This window comes from Paenibacillus senegalensis JC66 (genome assembly GCF_000285515.1).
GTDB classification, from domain to species: Bacteria; Bacillota; Bacilli; order Paenibacillales; family NBRC-103111; genus Paenibacillus_L; species Paenibacillus_L senegalensis.
On the sequence record NZ_HE610957.1, the window covers coordinates 1,386,660 to 1,402,291 of the forward strand.

Consider the following 15,632-nt stretch of genomic DNA (forward strand, 5'->3'; position numbering starts at 1 on the left):
TGACTCCTTTCCTGATCGTTCATACTCTTTCCCGCCAATAGTTGAGCAAATCCTCCATCGTTTGCTTGAACGGAATTTCCGGCTTCCAGCCTGTAGCCTGGTGAAATTTGCTGTAGTCTCCAAGCAGGATTTCCACATCAGAAGGACGCAGACGCTCCGGATCCTCCTTAATCTCAATTTCCAACGGAGAGAAGCTCAGCAGCAGATCAAGCATTTCCTGGATTGTGCAGCATTTGCCGGAGGCGATGTTGTAGCTTTCACCCGGCACTCCTTTCTCCAATGCCAGCCAATAAGCGCGGACCACATCACGCACATCCGTGAAATCACGTTTGGCAGTAAGATTGCCGACCATAATGACAGGAGGCTTCTTACCTGCTTCAATCTCAGCAATTTGCTTGGCGAAGTTGGAAGTTACAAAGTTCTCTCCGCGCCGCGGACCCGTGTGATTAAACGTCCGTGTCGGAATGACATGAAGACCATAGCTTTTATAATATTGATAGCCCAGATATTCCTGAGCGACCTTGCTTACCGCGTAGGGGCTGAGAGGACGCAACGGATTGGATTCCTTGATCGGCACTTCGTCCGGCTCGACGTGGCCATATTCCTCACTGGAGCAGGCTATTTGAATTTTGCAATCCAGATTCAACCTGCGGACAGCTTCAAAAATATTGACCTGGCCGGCAACATTGTTGTGGATCGTATCAACCGGCGAATTCCAGGAGGTGGGGACAAAGCTCTGCGCTGCCAGATGGAAGATTAGATCCGGCTTGACTTTGGCGATCAGGGTCTCCACCGAGAAAGGGTCCCTTAGTTCGCACTCCACCAGCTGGACGGATTTCAGATGGCGGATATGATCCATCCTGCTGCGATGACGGATCGTACCCGTCACTTCCACGTTGCGACTCAGCAAATACTCAGCGAGATGACTTCCGACAAATCCGCTAATGCCTGTAATTAAAGCTCTCATTTATTCATTCTCCCTTCTCTCACGTTGTTCCCACTGCTGCAGAACCGTCTTAATTTCTTGTTCCTCCGTTTTGCGGCAAACCAGCAGCCCGTCATCTGTGGAGACAATAATGAGATCCTGCGCTCCAATCACGATGGCCGGTTTATTGTCCGTATACACGATGTTCCGTTCGGAATGGTGCGTATACACGTCGCCTTGAAGCAAGTTCCCTTCCTCGTCGCTCTTCTGGATCCTTTCCAGTGAGGTCCATAAACCAACATCGTCCCACTCAAAATCGACGGGAACCGTCCAGATTGTTTCAGCTTTCTCAAGAATTGCGTAATCTACAGACAATTTAGGCAGCTGCAAATACTGCTGCTCGGTCATGGGGCCCGGCTTTGCTATCTGGTCCCATAACGACCTGTGATAAATCTTCATGTAATGGGCAATGGTGGACGGCCTCCATACAAAAATCCCGCTATTCCAGTAGATGTTAGGCTGGCTGATCAACTGTTCAGCAACGGGTAAAGAGGGCTTTTCAATAAATCGTTTTACGGGAAGCAGGCCGTCGGACGGAAGGATTTCCCGGTTCCTCCGGTCATCTGCAGGCAGCTCCTGATCAGCGGCTGTCTCAATATAGCCGTAACCCGTTTCCGGCCGCGAGGGCCTAATTCCCAAAGTGACGATCGCAAGAGGATGCCTGGCCCCTTGTTCCGCCTTTTCCAAGGCAGCTTGAAGGGCCCGCTCATCGGGAATGTACTGATCGGATGGGGCCGTAACGATGACCTCATCATCCCCCTCGGATAAAAAACGGTAGGCAGTCAGTGCCATGCATGGTCCGGTATCCCGTTGTGCCGGTTCCTCGATGATCCGGTCACTTGCGAGATCCGGAAGCTGTTCTTCCACTAACGGTCGATAGGCGCGGGTAGTAATGACATAGATACGGTTGGCGGGCAGCCAGCTGGCAAATCTGCGATATGTGGTCTGCAGCATCGTCTCCCGGGAGGTAAGCGCCAAAAACTGCTTGGGCTTACGCTCTACGCTTCTTGGCCAGAAACGTGTTCCTTTGCCTCCTGCCAGAATGACGACTTTCATAGCTGTCCTCTCCTTTCCAAGAAGCACCTATACTGGAATATAGTATGCATCTAGCAATTGCTTATCTATGAAGCAGAAACCTATATTAGTAAAAAAAGGCGGTTGTCCCCTCCGCATCATTCCCGGCAATTCCGCACAGGAATGACTGGGCATATTAGAGCAAAAAAGAGCTCAAACAATAGATTTGAGAAAATTAAGAAAGAAGAGTATACAGACAAGAAAAAAGAAAGGAAAGAAGAGTAGCGGATTAGAAAAAAGAAGAACATTGGAATAAAAGAAGGGGCTCAAAACAGGAATAAGTGCTTGCCATCATAACTGTGCAGAAGTGGAGGGGAAGAGGGAGACAGGAGAAGCGAAGCGCTCGCCTTTGTCCCCGGATTTCAACCGTTGAAGCGGTTGCCGGTTTTTGAAACATAATTCGGATTTGAGCCGCAAAAAAAGCTTCATAAATGAAGAGCATTCCGGCGAGAGCCGGGGCTTCCCCACCTATGAAGCTGGTTAAAGCTAGGTGCCGCGGTGCATGCTTACGCGCCAACAGGCTCCGGGGCACCGGCTTCAGCGGCCGATTGCGCGGCTGCCTCGGCAGCCGCTTCTGCCATGCCTCGAGCTGCCCCTTCCTGAAATCCCTGAAGGTAGCCATCTTCATACCCGCGCTGGAAACTGCTTCTCCGTGCAGGCCTTCCCTGAAGGCGGCGCCTGCCTTTACGCAAAGCCCCTCGCCGGGTTCCCCGCTTGCCGCGCAACCGGCGCTTGCGTGTAGTGGAACGGAGCTTACGCGTCCTCCGCCGGGCTCCCCGGCTGGTTTTTTTCCGTACTCGCTTCATGCGGATCGTCTCCTCCCTAAACGTGAAGTAGATCGGTTCACTGAAAGCCGGAGGTCACCCCTCCGGAAACACGATTTCAAACATCCGTTGCAAACGGGCTTCATAGGTGTGATCACGAAGTGTCCGCTGCATCGCCCGCAGAGCAATCCGGCTGCGCTCTTCAGGATGGCGCAAGTAATGATCTACCTTGGCTAAGAAGTCTTCCGGAGAGGAATAGGTGACCATTTCTTCGCCGGGAACATACAAGCTGGCTAAATCGGCCCGCTCATCAGAAAGCTGAAAGGCGGCACAAGCCGCAATTTCAAAGGTTCTCGGATTCACGGACAAAGCTGGAATCTTGCGGCCGTTCAAGTTATAAGATTCATCATCGGGAGAACGGTGCAAGTTGATAACTATCTGCGAGCCGCTATAGAAACTGGCGGTCTGCTCAGGCCCCATCCACGTTCCCAGACGAATGCGGCTGCGGTATCTCTTATATCGTTTCAGACGGTCCCACCACCAGCCGGAAATCACCAGCTTTCGCTTGGAGAGCTGGGGAAGAACCTTATTGAAGAAATGGATCCGATTCCAGTACCCGGAGCCGATAAAACTGGCCTCCCATCTTTGCCTCCCGTCTACAGGCTTGGGCATAAACACAGAAGGGTTGACTCCCAAAGGAAGATAATGGACACTCGGGCAGCCCAATTGGCGGTAAAAGTCCAGACAGCTTAACTCTAAAGTGAACACATGAGTGTAATAGCGGGCCAGCCTGCCCGTAATATCGGTATAGTACGGATCATCCGTCAGCCAAATGGCCGTTTGAATCCCCTTTTCCCGTATTTGATGGACCATGCTCAGAGGAAACCCCATTCCTTCCAGAACAAGGACAAGGTCGGGCATCATCTGGTTGACTAGGGGAAGAATATCTGCCGTCGGCGGGGCTACTTGCAGCTGTACGGTCATTTTTTGCAAAGCCTGTGTGATAGCCTGGTCCAATGGAGAGTAAGGGTAATGCTTGCCTGTCGTCACAAACAGTACCCTCTTATTCCATACATGCGGAACCTGCTGCTGTTCAATAAGCTGTTTCATTACAGCTGCTTTGCCAAAATGATGGCCATCTCTCACACCTTCTCCGTAACCAAGCTGTTTGCCTGTCAAGTAACTCGCATAGCTGTTTGCTTTCCGTTGGTGAGCCATAACCCTCTCCCTCCTTATCGCCTAAATTAGCCTGAAGATCGGCCAAAAATGATATGGAGCATTTCGGTCAGCCGCTTGCGGTAAGTATGATCTCTAAGCGTTCTTTTCAAGCCGCGCAAGGCTATTTGGCTGCGTTGATCCTCATTTGCCAAATAATGCTCGATTTTCTCCACAAGCTCCATCTCAGAGCCATACGTCTCAATCTGCTGTCCAGGAATATAAAAATTAGTGAGATCCTGGCGCAGATCGGTCAACTGCAAAGTGCTGCAGGCTGCTATTTCGAACGTTCGCGGATTTACCGAATACCCGTTCAGCTGCCTGGAGTTTTGATTATGCTGGGAATCCACCGCTGCGCGATGCAGATTAATGACTATTTTAGCCCCGCTATAATAAACCGGCGTCTGCTCGAAAGGTATGCCCGCCAGACGGATGCTATGGCGAAGCCGCTTGTAGTGCTTCATCCGGTTCCATAAGCCGCCTGCAATGATCACTTTTTTATTTCGCAAATAGGGAGCAATCTTATCCATAAAGCGTACCCGGTTCCAAAAAGCTGTGCCGATAAAACATACATCTGCCCGTGTTGCGCTTGTCACTGGACGAGGATAAAAAATGCTGCGGTCGGCGGCCAAAGGCAGGTAGTAGACATGCTCGCAGCCTAGAGAGCGGTAGAAAGATACGGTGCCTAATTCGTGAGTGAAAATAAATTCGTAGGCCGGGGCTACGGAAGCTGAAGCATCACTGAAATAAGGATCATCAGCAAACCAGACAGCAGTGCGGATGCCTAAGGAGCGCAGCATCCGGGCTTCATTGGCAGGAAATGCATGAATGCCGTTTAAAACGAGCACGAAATCCGGCTCCAGGCTTGCGATATAACCGGCCGCACCTGGCATTAACGGATCAACGCTAGTCACCTTCTTGACAAGTCTGGCCAGGGCAGTCTCAATCCCGTGATTTAAAGCAAATAAGCCTTCTCCGACAAAAACAACATGAAGAGGATATAGCTGGCCGGACGGCTCATGAATAGAATTTAGAACGGCCTGGCTGCGGCCGTAATGATAACCAGAATGCCATCCATCACGATATCCGGTCCGCCATCCTTCCTGATGCAATCCTGACGAAGCCTTCATCCCTATCCTCCTTTCCCGGGTAGCGTCGGTCTTGTTTTTCTATTTCTTGCTCTCTTGTACTCTTGTTTTCCTATCACTTATTTGTCTACTTCTTGCTTTTCTTCTATAAATCTACAAGCTGTTCTTCATCCAATATTGAGAAGCTTCAAGCAATGATGGGAAGGTGCCGGCATCTGTCCACCAGCCCTGCAAAATCTGATAAGCAAGCTCCCCATCCTTCGCATACAGGTTGTTAACATCCGAAATTTCAAGCTCCCCGCGGCGGGAAGGAGCAATTTGACGCACACGCTTGAAAACGTCGGAATCATACCCGTAAATACCAGTCACGCAGTATGACGAAGGGGGCTGTTCCGGCTTTTCATAGATATGCTCGATCCGTCCGTCTTTAAAGGAAGGTACCCCGTACCGCTCCGGGTCGCTTACCTGCTTCAACAGCACCATCGCCTTTTCCGTCTGGTTAAGAAACTGTTCAAGATATCCGCTTAAATCATCAGCGAACAGATTGTCACCGAGCAGCACGATGAACTTTTCACCGGGAAGAATGAACGGCTCCGCCAGCTCCAACGCGTTGGCAATCCCGGAGGCCTCTTCCTGAATCCGGTAAGTCAAGCGAATATTCCACTGCCGGCCGCTTCCCAAATAGTTAATGAAATCACCAGCCGCTGCTTTTCCAGTAATGAGCAAAATATCATCAATTCCCGCCTGCCTAAACTTCTCAATTCCGTAATGAATCATAGGATATTTGCCGACAGGCAGAAGATGTTTATTCATAATAGTAGTTAGCGGAGCCAATCTCGTGCCATTTCCACCAGCCAGAATAACTCCCTTCAACAGGTTTCCCTCCTTGACTAACGATGAAATTGACCGGGATGAACTCCCCATTTGCGGATAAATTTCCTGCGATTATTCGCAATAAGCCGCCGCAGCGCCATCCGCTTGCGTCTTTTAAAGCTTGCGCTGCCGAGATGATGAACATAACAATCGCGGGCAATTAACAGGCGGTATCCCCGGAGCCTAGCCCGGTAGCAGTAGTCATCATCCTCATAATGGCCAGGAGTGAAGCGTTCATCCAGCAAGCCGATGTCTTCCATCACTTTTCTGCGGAATAAGAGACAAAATCCTACCAGCCGTTTTACCTCGAGACGAACCCCCTCGTGAGAGCTCATATAACGGGCTGCTGCATCCGGATAACCGTCCAGACCCTGGTAGTTCAAGCGGATTTGCTGGCGGCCGCTCACTCGGTTGGACGTAGGTCCGATCAACCCGACATCATTCCCGCTGTAAAGACCAGCCAGCAAATTTTTCAGCCAATCCTTTGATACAATCACATCATTGTTGAGCAGCAGCAGTTGATCTCCCGCCGCCATCCTGAGCCCAATATTGCAAGCTATCGGAAAGCCTTTATTAACAGCCAATGAAGCAAATGTGAAGCCCATACTCCGGCAATATTCGTTCGTTCCATCCTTAGAACCGTTATCCACTACGATGATTTCATAAGGTTCCGAAGTATGCTGCTGTATGGCTTGGATGCAGGATTGAAGCAGAGGCAAGCCGTTATAGGTCGGAATGATAATGCTGGTTAGCATCAGGCTCTCCCTCCGCTGCCTTCCGGTTGCGAAGAAAGTCGGGGAAGCCTAGCCGTTGTCCCCGGGAATCCATTGCATGACGCAGCCCATGAAGGGAAATTTGCTGTTGCATCTTCCCCACTGCAGCGGGAAGCTCTTCGCATGATGATACCGCCGCGGTGCATTCTGCCTCACTTGGCTGCCCAGCAGCCGGGATATGGCCGGCCACCTTTACGCTCATCTGCTGCTCCAGAGCAAGGGATAGCGCCAGCTCGGGTTCGGCCAGACGCGAAAAGCCGAGGCTTGCTGCCGCCTGCCTGGATATCGCATACGGGTACACGCTTAAGCTGCCGCTGCCCAGCTCCTGTCTCCCCATCGATAAATTGATAAATTCACGCACGATTGAGGCGGGATCCCGATCAGCGAATAACGTTCCGCTAGGAGTCGGGTCATTAATAGCGATATGCGCCCCCTCAGCAATTGCCCGGGCGAACGGCGCCAGCTGTGCTGCGCCAATCGGCTGTCCACCCAGCATCAACAGAATGGGCATGCGGGCAATTTCCGCCCCCAGTGCAAAGGCTTGGGCGGTAACTCTGGACTCTTCGGCATAATGAAGCAAGGCGGCCCCTGGAAGCTGTTCCCTAATCAAGCGCAGCGAGCTGTCATCCAGCGGGCCTGTTACCAGAATCGTTTCCCCTGCATCAAGCTTTCTCAGAGCCTGGATCCAGGAAGCGAGGCTGGTAGGCGCATCAGGAAGCGCCAAAATTGCTGCCACCCGCTGTCTCCAATCACCCGGATAATTCCTCCTGCGGGATTGCCGCCGGCCGCCGCTTCCTCTCCGCCAATTCCCTCCTGACTGACGGTATACGGCAGCTCTCGACTGCCGAGCCCGGCTTCGGCGTGAACGGGGAACTCCTCGCTTGCGTACCGTACTTGGCCTGCCCAATCCCCCTACTCTTCTTTTCTTACCAGAAGTAGTCTTCCTCAAGCTTACTTTGCGCCTAACTCTGCTCATATCCTCCCCCCTGCTTCATCCGGATGCGGTTCAGTATGAAGCGTCTCCCTGAAAGAAAGATACCAATGAATAGCTTCCAGGTGATCGCCCACAATCAGATTTTGCACAGAATACGTTCTCCGCTTGCCCGGGTTGTTCTTCCCAACTCTTACATAATGAACGGCTTCCACCCGCAAACCTTTGGCTACAGCAATTGCCTGTGCCTTCGGCGGCACTGCCAAATACTCCGCTCCAATTGTGTTCAAGGCAGAACGGCTCATAGCGTGTGGGATCGCTGTTAAAGAAGTGCCCTGCAAATCCGGCCGTCCCAGTACCACATTGAGGGCATGCTTGGAGAGAACCACCGGGTGAACCTTTTTTTTATGCACCGGGCCATTATATTGGTTCAAAGCAATATCTGCACCCGATTCAATCGCTCTAATGAAGGGAAGCAAACGCTTCGCCGGAATCACTATGTCACCATCCATGAACAGAAGAATGTCTCCGGAAGCAGCTCGCGCTCCGATGCTTCGTCCGACATCATGGCCCAGCGGCCGTTTGAATGTAATCACCTTCGCTCCCATGCGGCGGGCAATCTGTGGGGATCCATCCGTAGAACCGTTGCAAACAACAATAATTTCAAGATTGTGGCCGATTTTACGGACCTGACGAATAACAGCCCCCAACGTTCTTCTCTCATTCATCACCGGAATGATAACCGAAATTTTGCTCAAACCGGGCTCCTCCCGGACGGTTTCCAATTTCGCACCCCGATAATTTGCCGAACCGTGCATAGGACAACATCCCCCCTAGGAGCCATGGTTTGTTCCCATTGTATGTAGAACGCCAAGTAATGCAACGGCACTTGTACAACGGATTCCATCTAGAAGAAAAACAGAAAAGACGCCTATTCAGGCGCCTGATCGTTGATAAGGAAGCTTTCAGAGCAGTATGAACGGGTCGGTTATGGCGGGGGATGGAGATTGATTGGCGGGATTGGTGAGTTTGGTTGCGACGGGATGGAGATTGGATTGGCCGGATTGGCGGATTGGGGAATTGTGGGATCGGGGTGAAAAGTCACGATGTTCAGCGGCATTACTGCTGATAGATAGAGAGTTACAACCAACGCTTACGACAAAAGCACCGGAGAAATATTTCATACGCCCCTTTATCCGATGCGCTTAAGTCCCATTATTCCTAAGGAAAGAGACTGCCCCAAACATCCGACCCATGAAGAACGATAGTCAAGATGGGGACAGCCTCTTGTTAATATAGAAGCAATAAATTTTTGGCATACGCCAGTATCCTTGACAAAGCTGCCATCGCTTCATCGTGCATCCCTAACACCGACCCTCCGGAGTTCCTGCACGCTGACCTGCAAGTTATCCTGCTATACTTTTCCTGCACACTGACCTGCAAGATGTTAAAGTGAAACATGATGTCCGGGTGTGTCTTGCAAGATGGAAAGCTAAGCGTCCCGGCGAGGTATTCCACAAGCAGGACAGGGAAACGTCCTGCGCTGACGCTCGCCCTTGCTCTTATTTAGCCGAAAAAGCAGGGGTTTTATTTCTAACGCTTACCCCCGCTCTTATTTGTGACAACTGGCCCTGAAAACCGCGATCTGAGCAAAATAAGGACCGTGGCAAGCGTTACATTTTTTACCCCCCTGATTTTGCTCAAATAAGGACCGCCGCGAGCGTTAGAATTCAAAGCAGGCTGCGCTGCCAGCGGCTTCAGGCCTGGACTGCTCAACTGCTATTCACAGTTAATCGATAAACAGATTTTAAAAGTGAGGCCACATTAGAGCTACCTGCAGGCTAGATCCCTTCGCGTATTGTATTTATTATTTCGTATGAAGCTGCAAACCCTTCACTTGCGCTCTCTTCATTTGCCAACTTTTCACTTGCGCTCTCTTCATCTGCCACCACTTCGCCAAACCCTTCACTTGCACTATCTGCAAAAATCGCCGTATCAATTAGCGCCTTGTCAGATGAGCTTTCGGCAGCTGGGGATACCGAATTCGAGCTATGTTCCACACTGCCTGCGGATAATGAGCTTGCAGGGCAAGGCTCGCCCGCCGCAATCCATGTAACCATCCCTGTAGCTTCTGCGACAAGGCGGGTGCGAACAATTTGCAGGATACACCTCTGGGCGAATTTCTCCTTCAACACCACATTGAACGAAGGATGGTTGGTCATGGCCACAATGGCATAGTGCTCGTTGGCATAAGGCCGGGGTAATGTAACGATTAACTCACAATCTTCCTCATGCAGGCCCAGCTCAAAAGCCGCCATACCAAACTGTGTGTAGCTGCCTGATGACAAAGGAACAACAGCCTGGGTGCGTTCATAATCCTCTGACTTTACCAACTTACTGCTTAGCTGCGGCGACAAATGTTCGGGAAAAATGCTGCCTGGAGCTAGTTTAGATGACGTTACACTCTGGTCCCGCAGCTTGCTCTCGCTTACCGACTGATCATCGAGATGCTCCTCCATTATAATCTCCGCTGCAAGATGCTCCGAATAAATCGATTCGTTGCTGAGATGCTCGCTTCGGATAGCTTCAACGGCCAGTTTATCCGGTGTTACCGAGCCTTTCTGCAGATGCTCCGTATCGATCTGCAGGTTAACGATTTGGGAAGCATCCACCCTGTTGTCTGCAAACAGCTCCCAGGACAAGGAGCCCTTCTGGAGATGCTCTTTTTGTATGCTGTCAGGGGAGATATGATGGCTGTATATCGCTCTTTTCTGAATATGGTCGCTGCGGACTGCCTCGGGTGCCAGCTTGGAAGCATCGACACAGTTTTTTTGCAGATGTTCATTGCCAACGGCATCGCTCCTCAGTGCAGCCGAGGAAACTGCTCCTTCCGCGAGATGCATTTCCTTAATCAGTCCATCTGTAAGGTGCTCGCTATGAATGCTCTGCCCTGTAATATGCTCTGCATGAACCGACTCCTCGCCCAGCTTGTCGCAGGTGATGCTCCCCGAAGCAATCTGCTCAGCCTGGATGCTCTGCGGCTTGATCTTGATTCCGTCGATGCCACCTGGAGCGAATACGTCAGATGTCAGAGAACCAATGCGGACATGGCCGGCTGTGATCGAGCTGCTCTGAATATGCCTTTCGGTTACCGACTGATCTGCCAAATGGTTTGCGCCAACTGCAGAATCCGCAAGCTTAGCTGCCGATACGGCACAATCGGCGATCGCTTCTTCCTTTACCGCCTGATTCTGAAGATGGACAGAGGCGACGGACGCATTGGCCAGATGCTCAGTGCCTATGGCGGATTCGGCGATATGACAGGCCTGAATCCCCCGCTCCTGCAAATGGCGGCTCTGCACAGCCTCTGCGGCTAAATGATCTGACTGGATCGACTCAGGGCTCACATGCTTCGACTGAACAGCTCCTTCAGCAAGCTTCTTTCCGTCCACGCTTTGATCGGCGATGAAATTACCGCCAATCGTTCCCGGCTCCAGGTGGCGTCCGGAAATACTCCCGGGACGAATATGCCTTCCGTGCACCGCTTCGTGCTTGATGTGCTTGGATGCGATAATTTCCACATCGAGCTTTTCACTGGTTACACTTCCAGTAGCTAGCTTGCTAGTGACGATACTGCTGTCCTTGATCGCGGAAGTCGTGACCGCTTGATCCTGGAATTGATCAGGTCCAATCAAGTGATTCGTGAGGTGTTCCGTCTGAATCGTCTGAGGAGCGATATGCTCCTTGCCAACTGCGTGACGGTGCAGCTTTTCCTTAGTAACCGCACTATCAGCCAAATGGCGGGAGTTAATCGACCCTTCCTTGATTTTGTTAGCATCCACAGATTGATCAGCCAGCTTATCCGTACCTATTGTCTCCGAATGGATATGATAACCGCGGATCACTTCGGCATGCAGATGAAACCCGCGAATCGCGTCGGGCTGGATATGAACGCTATCGATGATATCTTCTTTCAGCTTATCTGAAGTGATGGAGCCTGGAGCCAGCTTATCGCCCGTAACCGCTTGTGCTTTAAGCTTCGAGGTTTGAATTGCTCCATCCTGGATGTGCAAATCCGAAACCGAGCCCTCCGCCAAATGATGCCCTTGGACCGATTCGATAGCAAGGTTGTCGCTGCCCACTGAATAAGGACCTAAATGCTGGCTGAGAATGACGCTATCCGCCAGTTTATCGGATGTTATCGATTGCTTGACGAGATGTTCTGTCGTAACAGCCTCCGGAGAAAGCGCCCTGCTTGTTACACTTTGATCAGCCAGCTTGCTGCTTGTAACGATCCCGTCCTGCAAATGCTCCGTCACAATTTGCTGCTGATCGAGATGGGCGGCTTTTATGACCCTGGGAGCCAGATGGTGGGAAGCAACTGATTCTTTGTCCAAATGCTCACCGCTTACCGATTGCTCCTGCAACTGCTCACCGCCTATAGAGCGAGCGGCGATATGCTGGTGATGTACCGACTGTTCAGCCAGCTTATGCTGGCTAACAGAGCCATCCTGCAAATGCTGCTCGGCTACCGAGCTGTCTTCGAGATGAATAGATGTTACGGCCTTAGTCTGAATATGGTAGGAGTGTATGCTGGACATTTGAATTTTTTGAGAGGTTATGGATTCGTCGCGAATCTTGTCAGTTGAGACCGAGCCGTCAGCCAGCTTTGGCGCAGTAATAATGCCATTACCCAAATTTACGGCTTGTATCGTACCGCTTTTTATTTTTTCCGAGGTAATAGCCTGGTCAGCGATAAGATCGCCATTGATCAATTGGGGGGAGAGATGTTTAGCACTAATGGATCCCTCTGCTATTTTGCTGGAGTCAATCGTCTGATCGGCTAGCTTTTCGGAAGTAATGCTGTTGTCACGCAGCTTATCTCCAGTAATAGATGCCTCCTTCAACTTTTCCCCGGATATCGCTCCCGTTTTTAGATGAATTTCCTCCACAGACGCAAACGCCAGTTTATCCCCCGTAATCGCTTGGCTGGCAACTTTTTCCCGGGTCACTACATAATCCTTCAGCGTTTCCCTGCCGACACTGCCTGGCTTCAACTTAGTCTCATCGACAGCATAGGGCGCAATCTTCTCCGATGTCACCGATCCATTAACAAGGTCGTCCGTATAAATGACAGCTTGCTGAGACATGGATTCCTTACGCTCATCCAATGTAGACTTCGCAATCTGCCCTCGCTGTGGCGGGTTGACTTGGGCGCCGCGGTTTCGCTCTCCGATGGTCTGCTCCCATTCTCCTTCAAAAATCTCCATTCTTTCCTTTGAACCGTTCTTAAAGCCCTTCTCTTCCGCTTTATCCGTCTGGGGCTTGCTATCCAAAAGCGTTGCGTGGAGCCCTACTTTCTCCTCCCATTTCTTTGCCGACTTCCGGGGCTCTGGATTCGGCCCGGGCCCTTTATCCGCTGTAGATGATAGCGTTTTTATCTTGGGAATCTCGACATCGACCCACTGCAGCTCCGAGGTGCGGGCATCCATCATCGTCCCCTGCTCCCGCCGCCGCTTTCTGGAGGAACCGCCTTGCTTTTTCCTCATTCCTTATTCTCCTCCCTTAACAGTCTTAATCTATCTGTAACATATGCCCGGAAATTCAAGGCGGTGACCCATTCTCAAGAAAAAAACTACCGGACTCTTTCAGCTCTCTGCGTGGATTACTTTTCCAAAAGAGGCGGTTTCCTCCATCTGGAAGCAAGGAATGTGTGAACTTCCCGGTTTCCGGGACTTTTGGCTTTTCATATGATGAGTTAGATAGGAGGGCCGCCATGGAACGCTATGTTGGAATCTTGCTGAATGATGCTGTGTATAGAGAGCTTCTAAGTTCACCACAAGCTAATGAATTTGTGCCGCATTTTGAAGAGGCAGGAGCTCACTTCGGCGTCGTTCCTGTTTACCTCAGGCTCAAAGCTTTAAAAGCGGCAAAATCTAAAACCGAGGCACTCATTAGGGTAAATCAGCGGTTTAAGCCCTGTACGATCCCGGTTCCTAAAGTTATTTATAACCGAGCGGTTTTTTATCATCCCTCATCTATAGATTTTTTGAGCCGTTGGACGGCTTCTGGCAAAAACATTTTTAATTCATGTTATCATTACAGCCTGCACGACATTCACCAACTACTATCTTTAGATGCTTCCTTATGCCGGTATTTGCCTCCGTTGTGGCCAGCGACCGGGAGAAAATTGGAGGAATTGAAGGCCGAGCATACCACCTTGGAATTAATACCCGAGCAGGGCAGCCCTGCGAGCGGCCTTTTATATTTGACCTGTGAGGATGGCCAGAACTGGGAGCTAACCGTTCCTAATCAGCCTGAAAACACAGTTCTCCATGAGGATTTACTGCTGACCTTGCAAATTATGGATTACTGCGTGCGGCCCGTTCTGCCGTTAATGAAGTCGGGGAGCCGTCCCTGTGTGATAAGGATGTGCCTCCAAAAAGATGAAACAGCCTCCTGGAAAATAACCGGTATGACGGATGTGCCTGACTGGAAAAGAGCGCAACCCGGTGAAGACATCCCGGCGCTTTCCCCGCAAGAGCTAAAAAAAGACGAATTTTACAATGAGATTTGTCTATTGTCCAAGCAAATTAGTCAGCTGCTGTCTTTGTCGCTTCCTTCCATAGCCGAGGTCGGACTGGAGTTCGGCATTACTGCGGAAGGGATGCCATTGTTTTTGCGCTGGTATCCGGACATTGGCAGGACGTTTGCCCAATTAGGGATGGAGACGGATGCAGCCTCGATCTGCCAGACGCCCATCGGATACGCCCGGCACCTGCTTGGCGAGCATCAAAAGTTCACGGAACAGCAACATGCGCTTTCTCCGTAATGTCTCATGCTGAGCTATAATAATGGTAATCAATCTAACAAGTTTTTTGCCGATGATTGCTTCATCTATATAAAAAACTTAGAGGAGGGTTACCATGTCTATCCAAATCCAGCCCAGACCCCATCACCAGCTAGAACATTTTCTAACTCCAAGCCAATTCGAAATGCTGAGCTCCCTTATGCACGAACATTCCTACTCCAAAGGATCTTCATTAATCTGGGAGGGGGAAAAAGCAGAGCAGTGGTTTTACATTAAAAGGGGAAAGGTCAAGGTAACGAAGTCTACTGAGGACGGAAGACACTTGATTCTGTTCTTCTTGCAGGAAGGGGATTTCTTCGGTGAATTCGCTGCCGCCGGGAATCAACGGTATTCCTTTGACGCTGCTGCCGTAGAGGATACAGTAGTTGGCGTCGTATCCCACACCGAGCTGGAAGCGTTGATTAGCATGGATGGAAGCCTGGCCCTTCACTTCATTAAATGGATGAGCCTCATGCAGAAAACAACGGAATCCAAGTTTCGTGATTTGCTGCTGTTCGGTAAAAAAGGAGCGCTTGCCTCGACATTAATTCGTTTGAGCAATACTTATGGCGAGAAGGTGGAGGACGGCATTCTAATCCGAAGCAAGCTATCGCATACGGAGCTGGCGAATCTGATTGGAACAACCCGGGAAAGTGTTAACCGGATGCTCTCTAATTACCGCGATGAAGGTATTGTAAGCTATGAGCAAGGTTATTTGGTTATTCGGGATCTAGCCTATCTGAGAAGCTCGATCTGCTGCCCGGATTGTCCTGTTGAAATTTGCCGCTTGTAGCAAGTTATAACGGTTGAGCATCAGTGGGGGCCGCTAGCCCGCTTGCGCCTTTGCGGCTCGCTTGCGGGCAGCTTGCGCCTTTGCCGCCCGCTTGCGGGCAGCTGCAAATTCTAACGCTCGCAGTTGTCCTTATTTAAGCAAAATCAGGGTGTTAAAAATTCTAACGCTCGCTATTGTCCTTATTTTGCTTCAAATCACGGTTTTCAGGCCTTTTTGTCACACATAAGAGCGAGGATGAGCGTTAGAAATAAAATTCCTGCTTTTTCGGCCAAATAAGAGAGAGGGC

At 50.7% G+C, this 15,632-nt stretch carries 13 protein-coding genes; 3 read left to right on the forward strand and 10 right to left on the reverse strand.

Annotated elements, in window-relative coordinates; translation table 11 throughout:
• Nucleotides 1-19: 19 nt before the first annotated feature.
• The 9 genes from PSHG_RS06470 to PSHG_RS06510 form a co-directional block, all read right to left on the reverse strand.
• Entirely contained in the window at nucleotides 20-967 is a 948-nt protein-coding gene (locus tag PSHG_RS06470; RefSeq protein ID WP_010271043.1) for a GDP-mannose 4,6-dehydratase, read from the reverse strand.
• Complete coding sequence (locus PSHG_RS06475) at nucleotides 968-2,041, reverse strand: mannose-1-phosphate guanylyltransferase (protein WP_010271045.1); 1,074 nt, start codon at nucleotides 2,039-2,041, stop codon at nucleotides 968-970.
• Between the two features lie 524 nt (nucleotides 2,042-2,565).
• The gene (locus PSHG_RS06480) at nucleotides 2,566-2,865 is read right to left on the reverse strand and encodes a hypothetical protein (RefSeq protein ID WP_010271048.1); all 300 of its coding nucleotides are present in this window, start codon (nucleotides 2,863-2,865) and stop codon (nucleotides 2,566-2,568) included.
• 54 nt (nucleotides 2,866-2,919) lie between these two features.
• A complete protein-coding gene (locus tag PSHG_RS06485; protein WP_010271051.1) occupies nucleotides 2,920-4,041 on the reverse strand; it encodes a CgeB family protein in 1,122 nt (373 codons plus the stop codon).
• Between the two features lie 26 nt (nucleotides 4,042-4,067).
• Complete coding sequence (locus tag PSHG_RS26755; RefSeq protein WP_010271055.1) at nucleotides 4,068-5,168, reverse strand: CgeB family protein; 1,101 nt, start codon at nucleotides 5,166-5,168, stop codon at nucleotides 4,068-4,070.
• A gap of 111 nt (nucleotides 5,169-5,279) precedes the next feature.
• Nucleotides 5,280-5,999 (reverse strand): sugar phosphate nucleotidyltransferase, encoded by a 720-nt coding sequence (locus tag PSHG_RS06495; RefSeq protein ID WP_010271057.1) that lies wholly within the window; start codon nucleotides 5,997-5,999, stop codon nucleotides 5,280-5,282.
• 17 nt (nucleotides 6,000-6,016) lie between these two features.
• Nucleotides 6,017-6,754: a glycosyltransferase family 2 protein gene (locus tag PSHG_RS06500; protein ID WP_010271059.1), complete on the reverse strand. Its 738-nt coding sequence runs from the start codon at nucleotides 6,752-6,754 to the stop codon at nucleotides 6,017-6,019.
• The gene (locus PSHG_RS26760; protein WP_010271065.1) at nucleotides 6,723-7,748 is read right to left on the reverse strand and encodes a hypothetical protein; all 1,026 of its coding nucleotides are present in this window, start codon (nucleotides 7,746-7,748) and stop codon (nucleotides 6,723-6,725) included. Before PSHG_RS26760 ends, PSHG_RS06500 begins: the two co-directional genes overlap by 32 nt.
• Entirely contained in the window at nucleotides 7,745-8,461 is a 717-nt protein-coding gene (locus PSHG_RS06510; RefSeq protein ID WP_235782014.1) for a glycosyltransferase family 2 protein, read from the reverse strand. The genes PSHG_RS26760 and PSHG_RS06510 overlap by 4 nt, the downstream gene beginning before the upstream one ends.
• A gap of 192 nt (nucleotides 8,462-8,653) precedes the next feature.
• On the opposite strand from PSHG_RS06510, the gene PSHG_RS30415 reads away from it, so the two are divergent.
• Entirely contained in the window at nucleotides 8,654-8,800 is a 147-nt protein-coding gene (locus PSHG_RS30415) for a hypothetical protein (RefSeq protein WP_157213429.1), read from the forward strand.
• Nucleotides 8,801-9,544: 744 nt separating this feature from the next.
• Here PSHG_RS30415 and PSHG_RS06520 read toward each other — a convergent pair.
• The gene (locus PSHG_RS06520) at nucleotides 9,545-13,252 is read right to left on the reverse strand and encodes a WIAG-tail domain (protein WP_010271069.1); all 3,708 of its coding nucleotides are present in this window, start codon (nucleotides 13,250-13,252) and stop codon (nucleotides 9,545-9,547) included.
• Between the two features lie 227 nt (nucleotides 13,253-13,479).
• Between PSHG_RS06520 and PSHG_RS06525 the strand changes: the two genes are divergently transcribed.
• Nucleotides 13,480-14,535, forward strand: a complete 1,056-nt coding sequence (locus PSHG_RS06525) for a YheC/YheD family protein (RefSeq protein WP_010271074.1) — start codon at nucleotides 13,480-13,482, stop codon at nucleotides 14,533-14,535.
• Between the two features lie 94 nt (nucleotides 14,536-14,629).
• The gene (locus PSHG_RS06530) at nucleotides 14,630-15,346 is read left to right on the forward strand and encodes a Crp/Fnr family transcriptional regulator (protein WP_010271076.1); all 717 of its coding nucleotides are present in this window, start codon (nucleotides 14,630-14,632) and stop codon (nucleotides 15,344-15,346) included.
• Nucleotides 15,347-15,632: the final 286 nt, after the last annotated feature.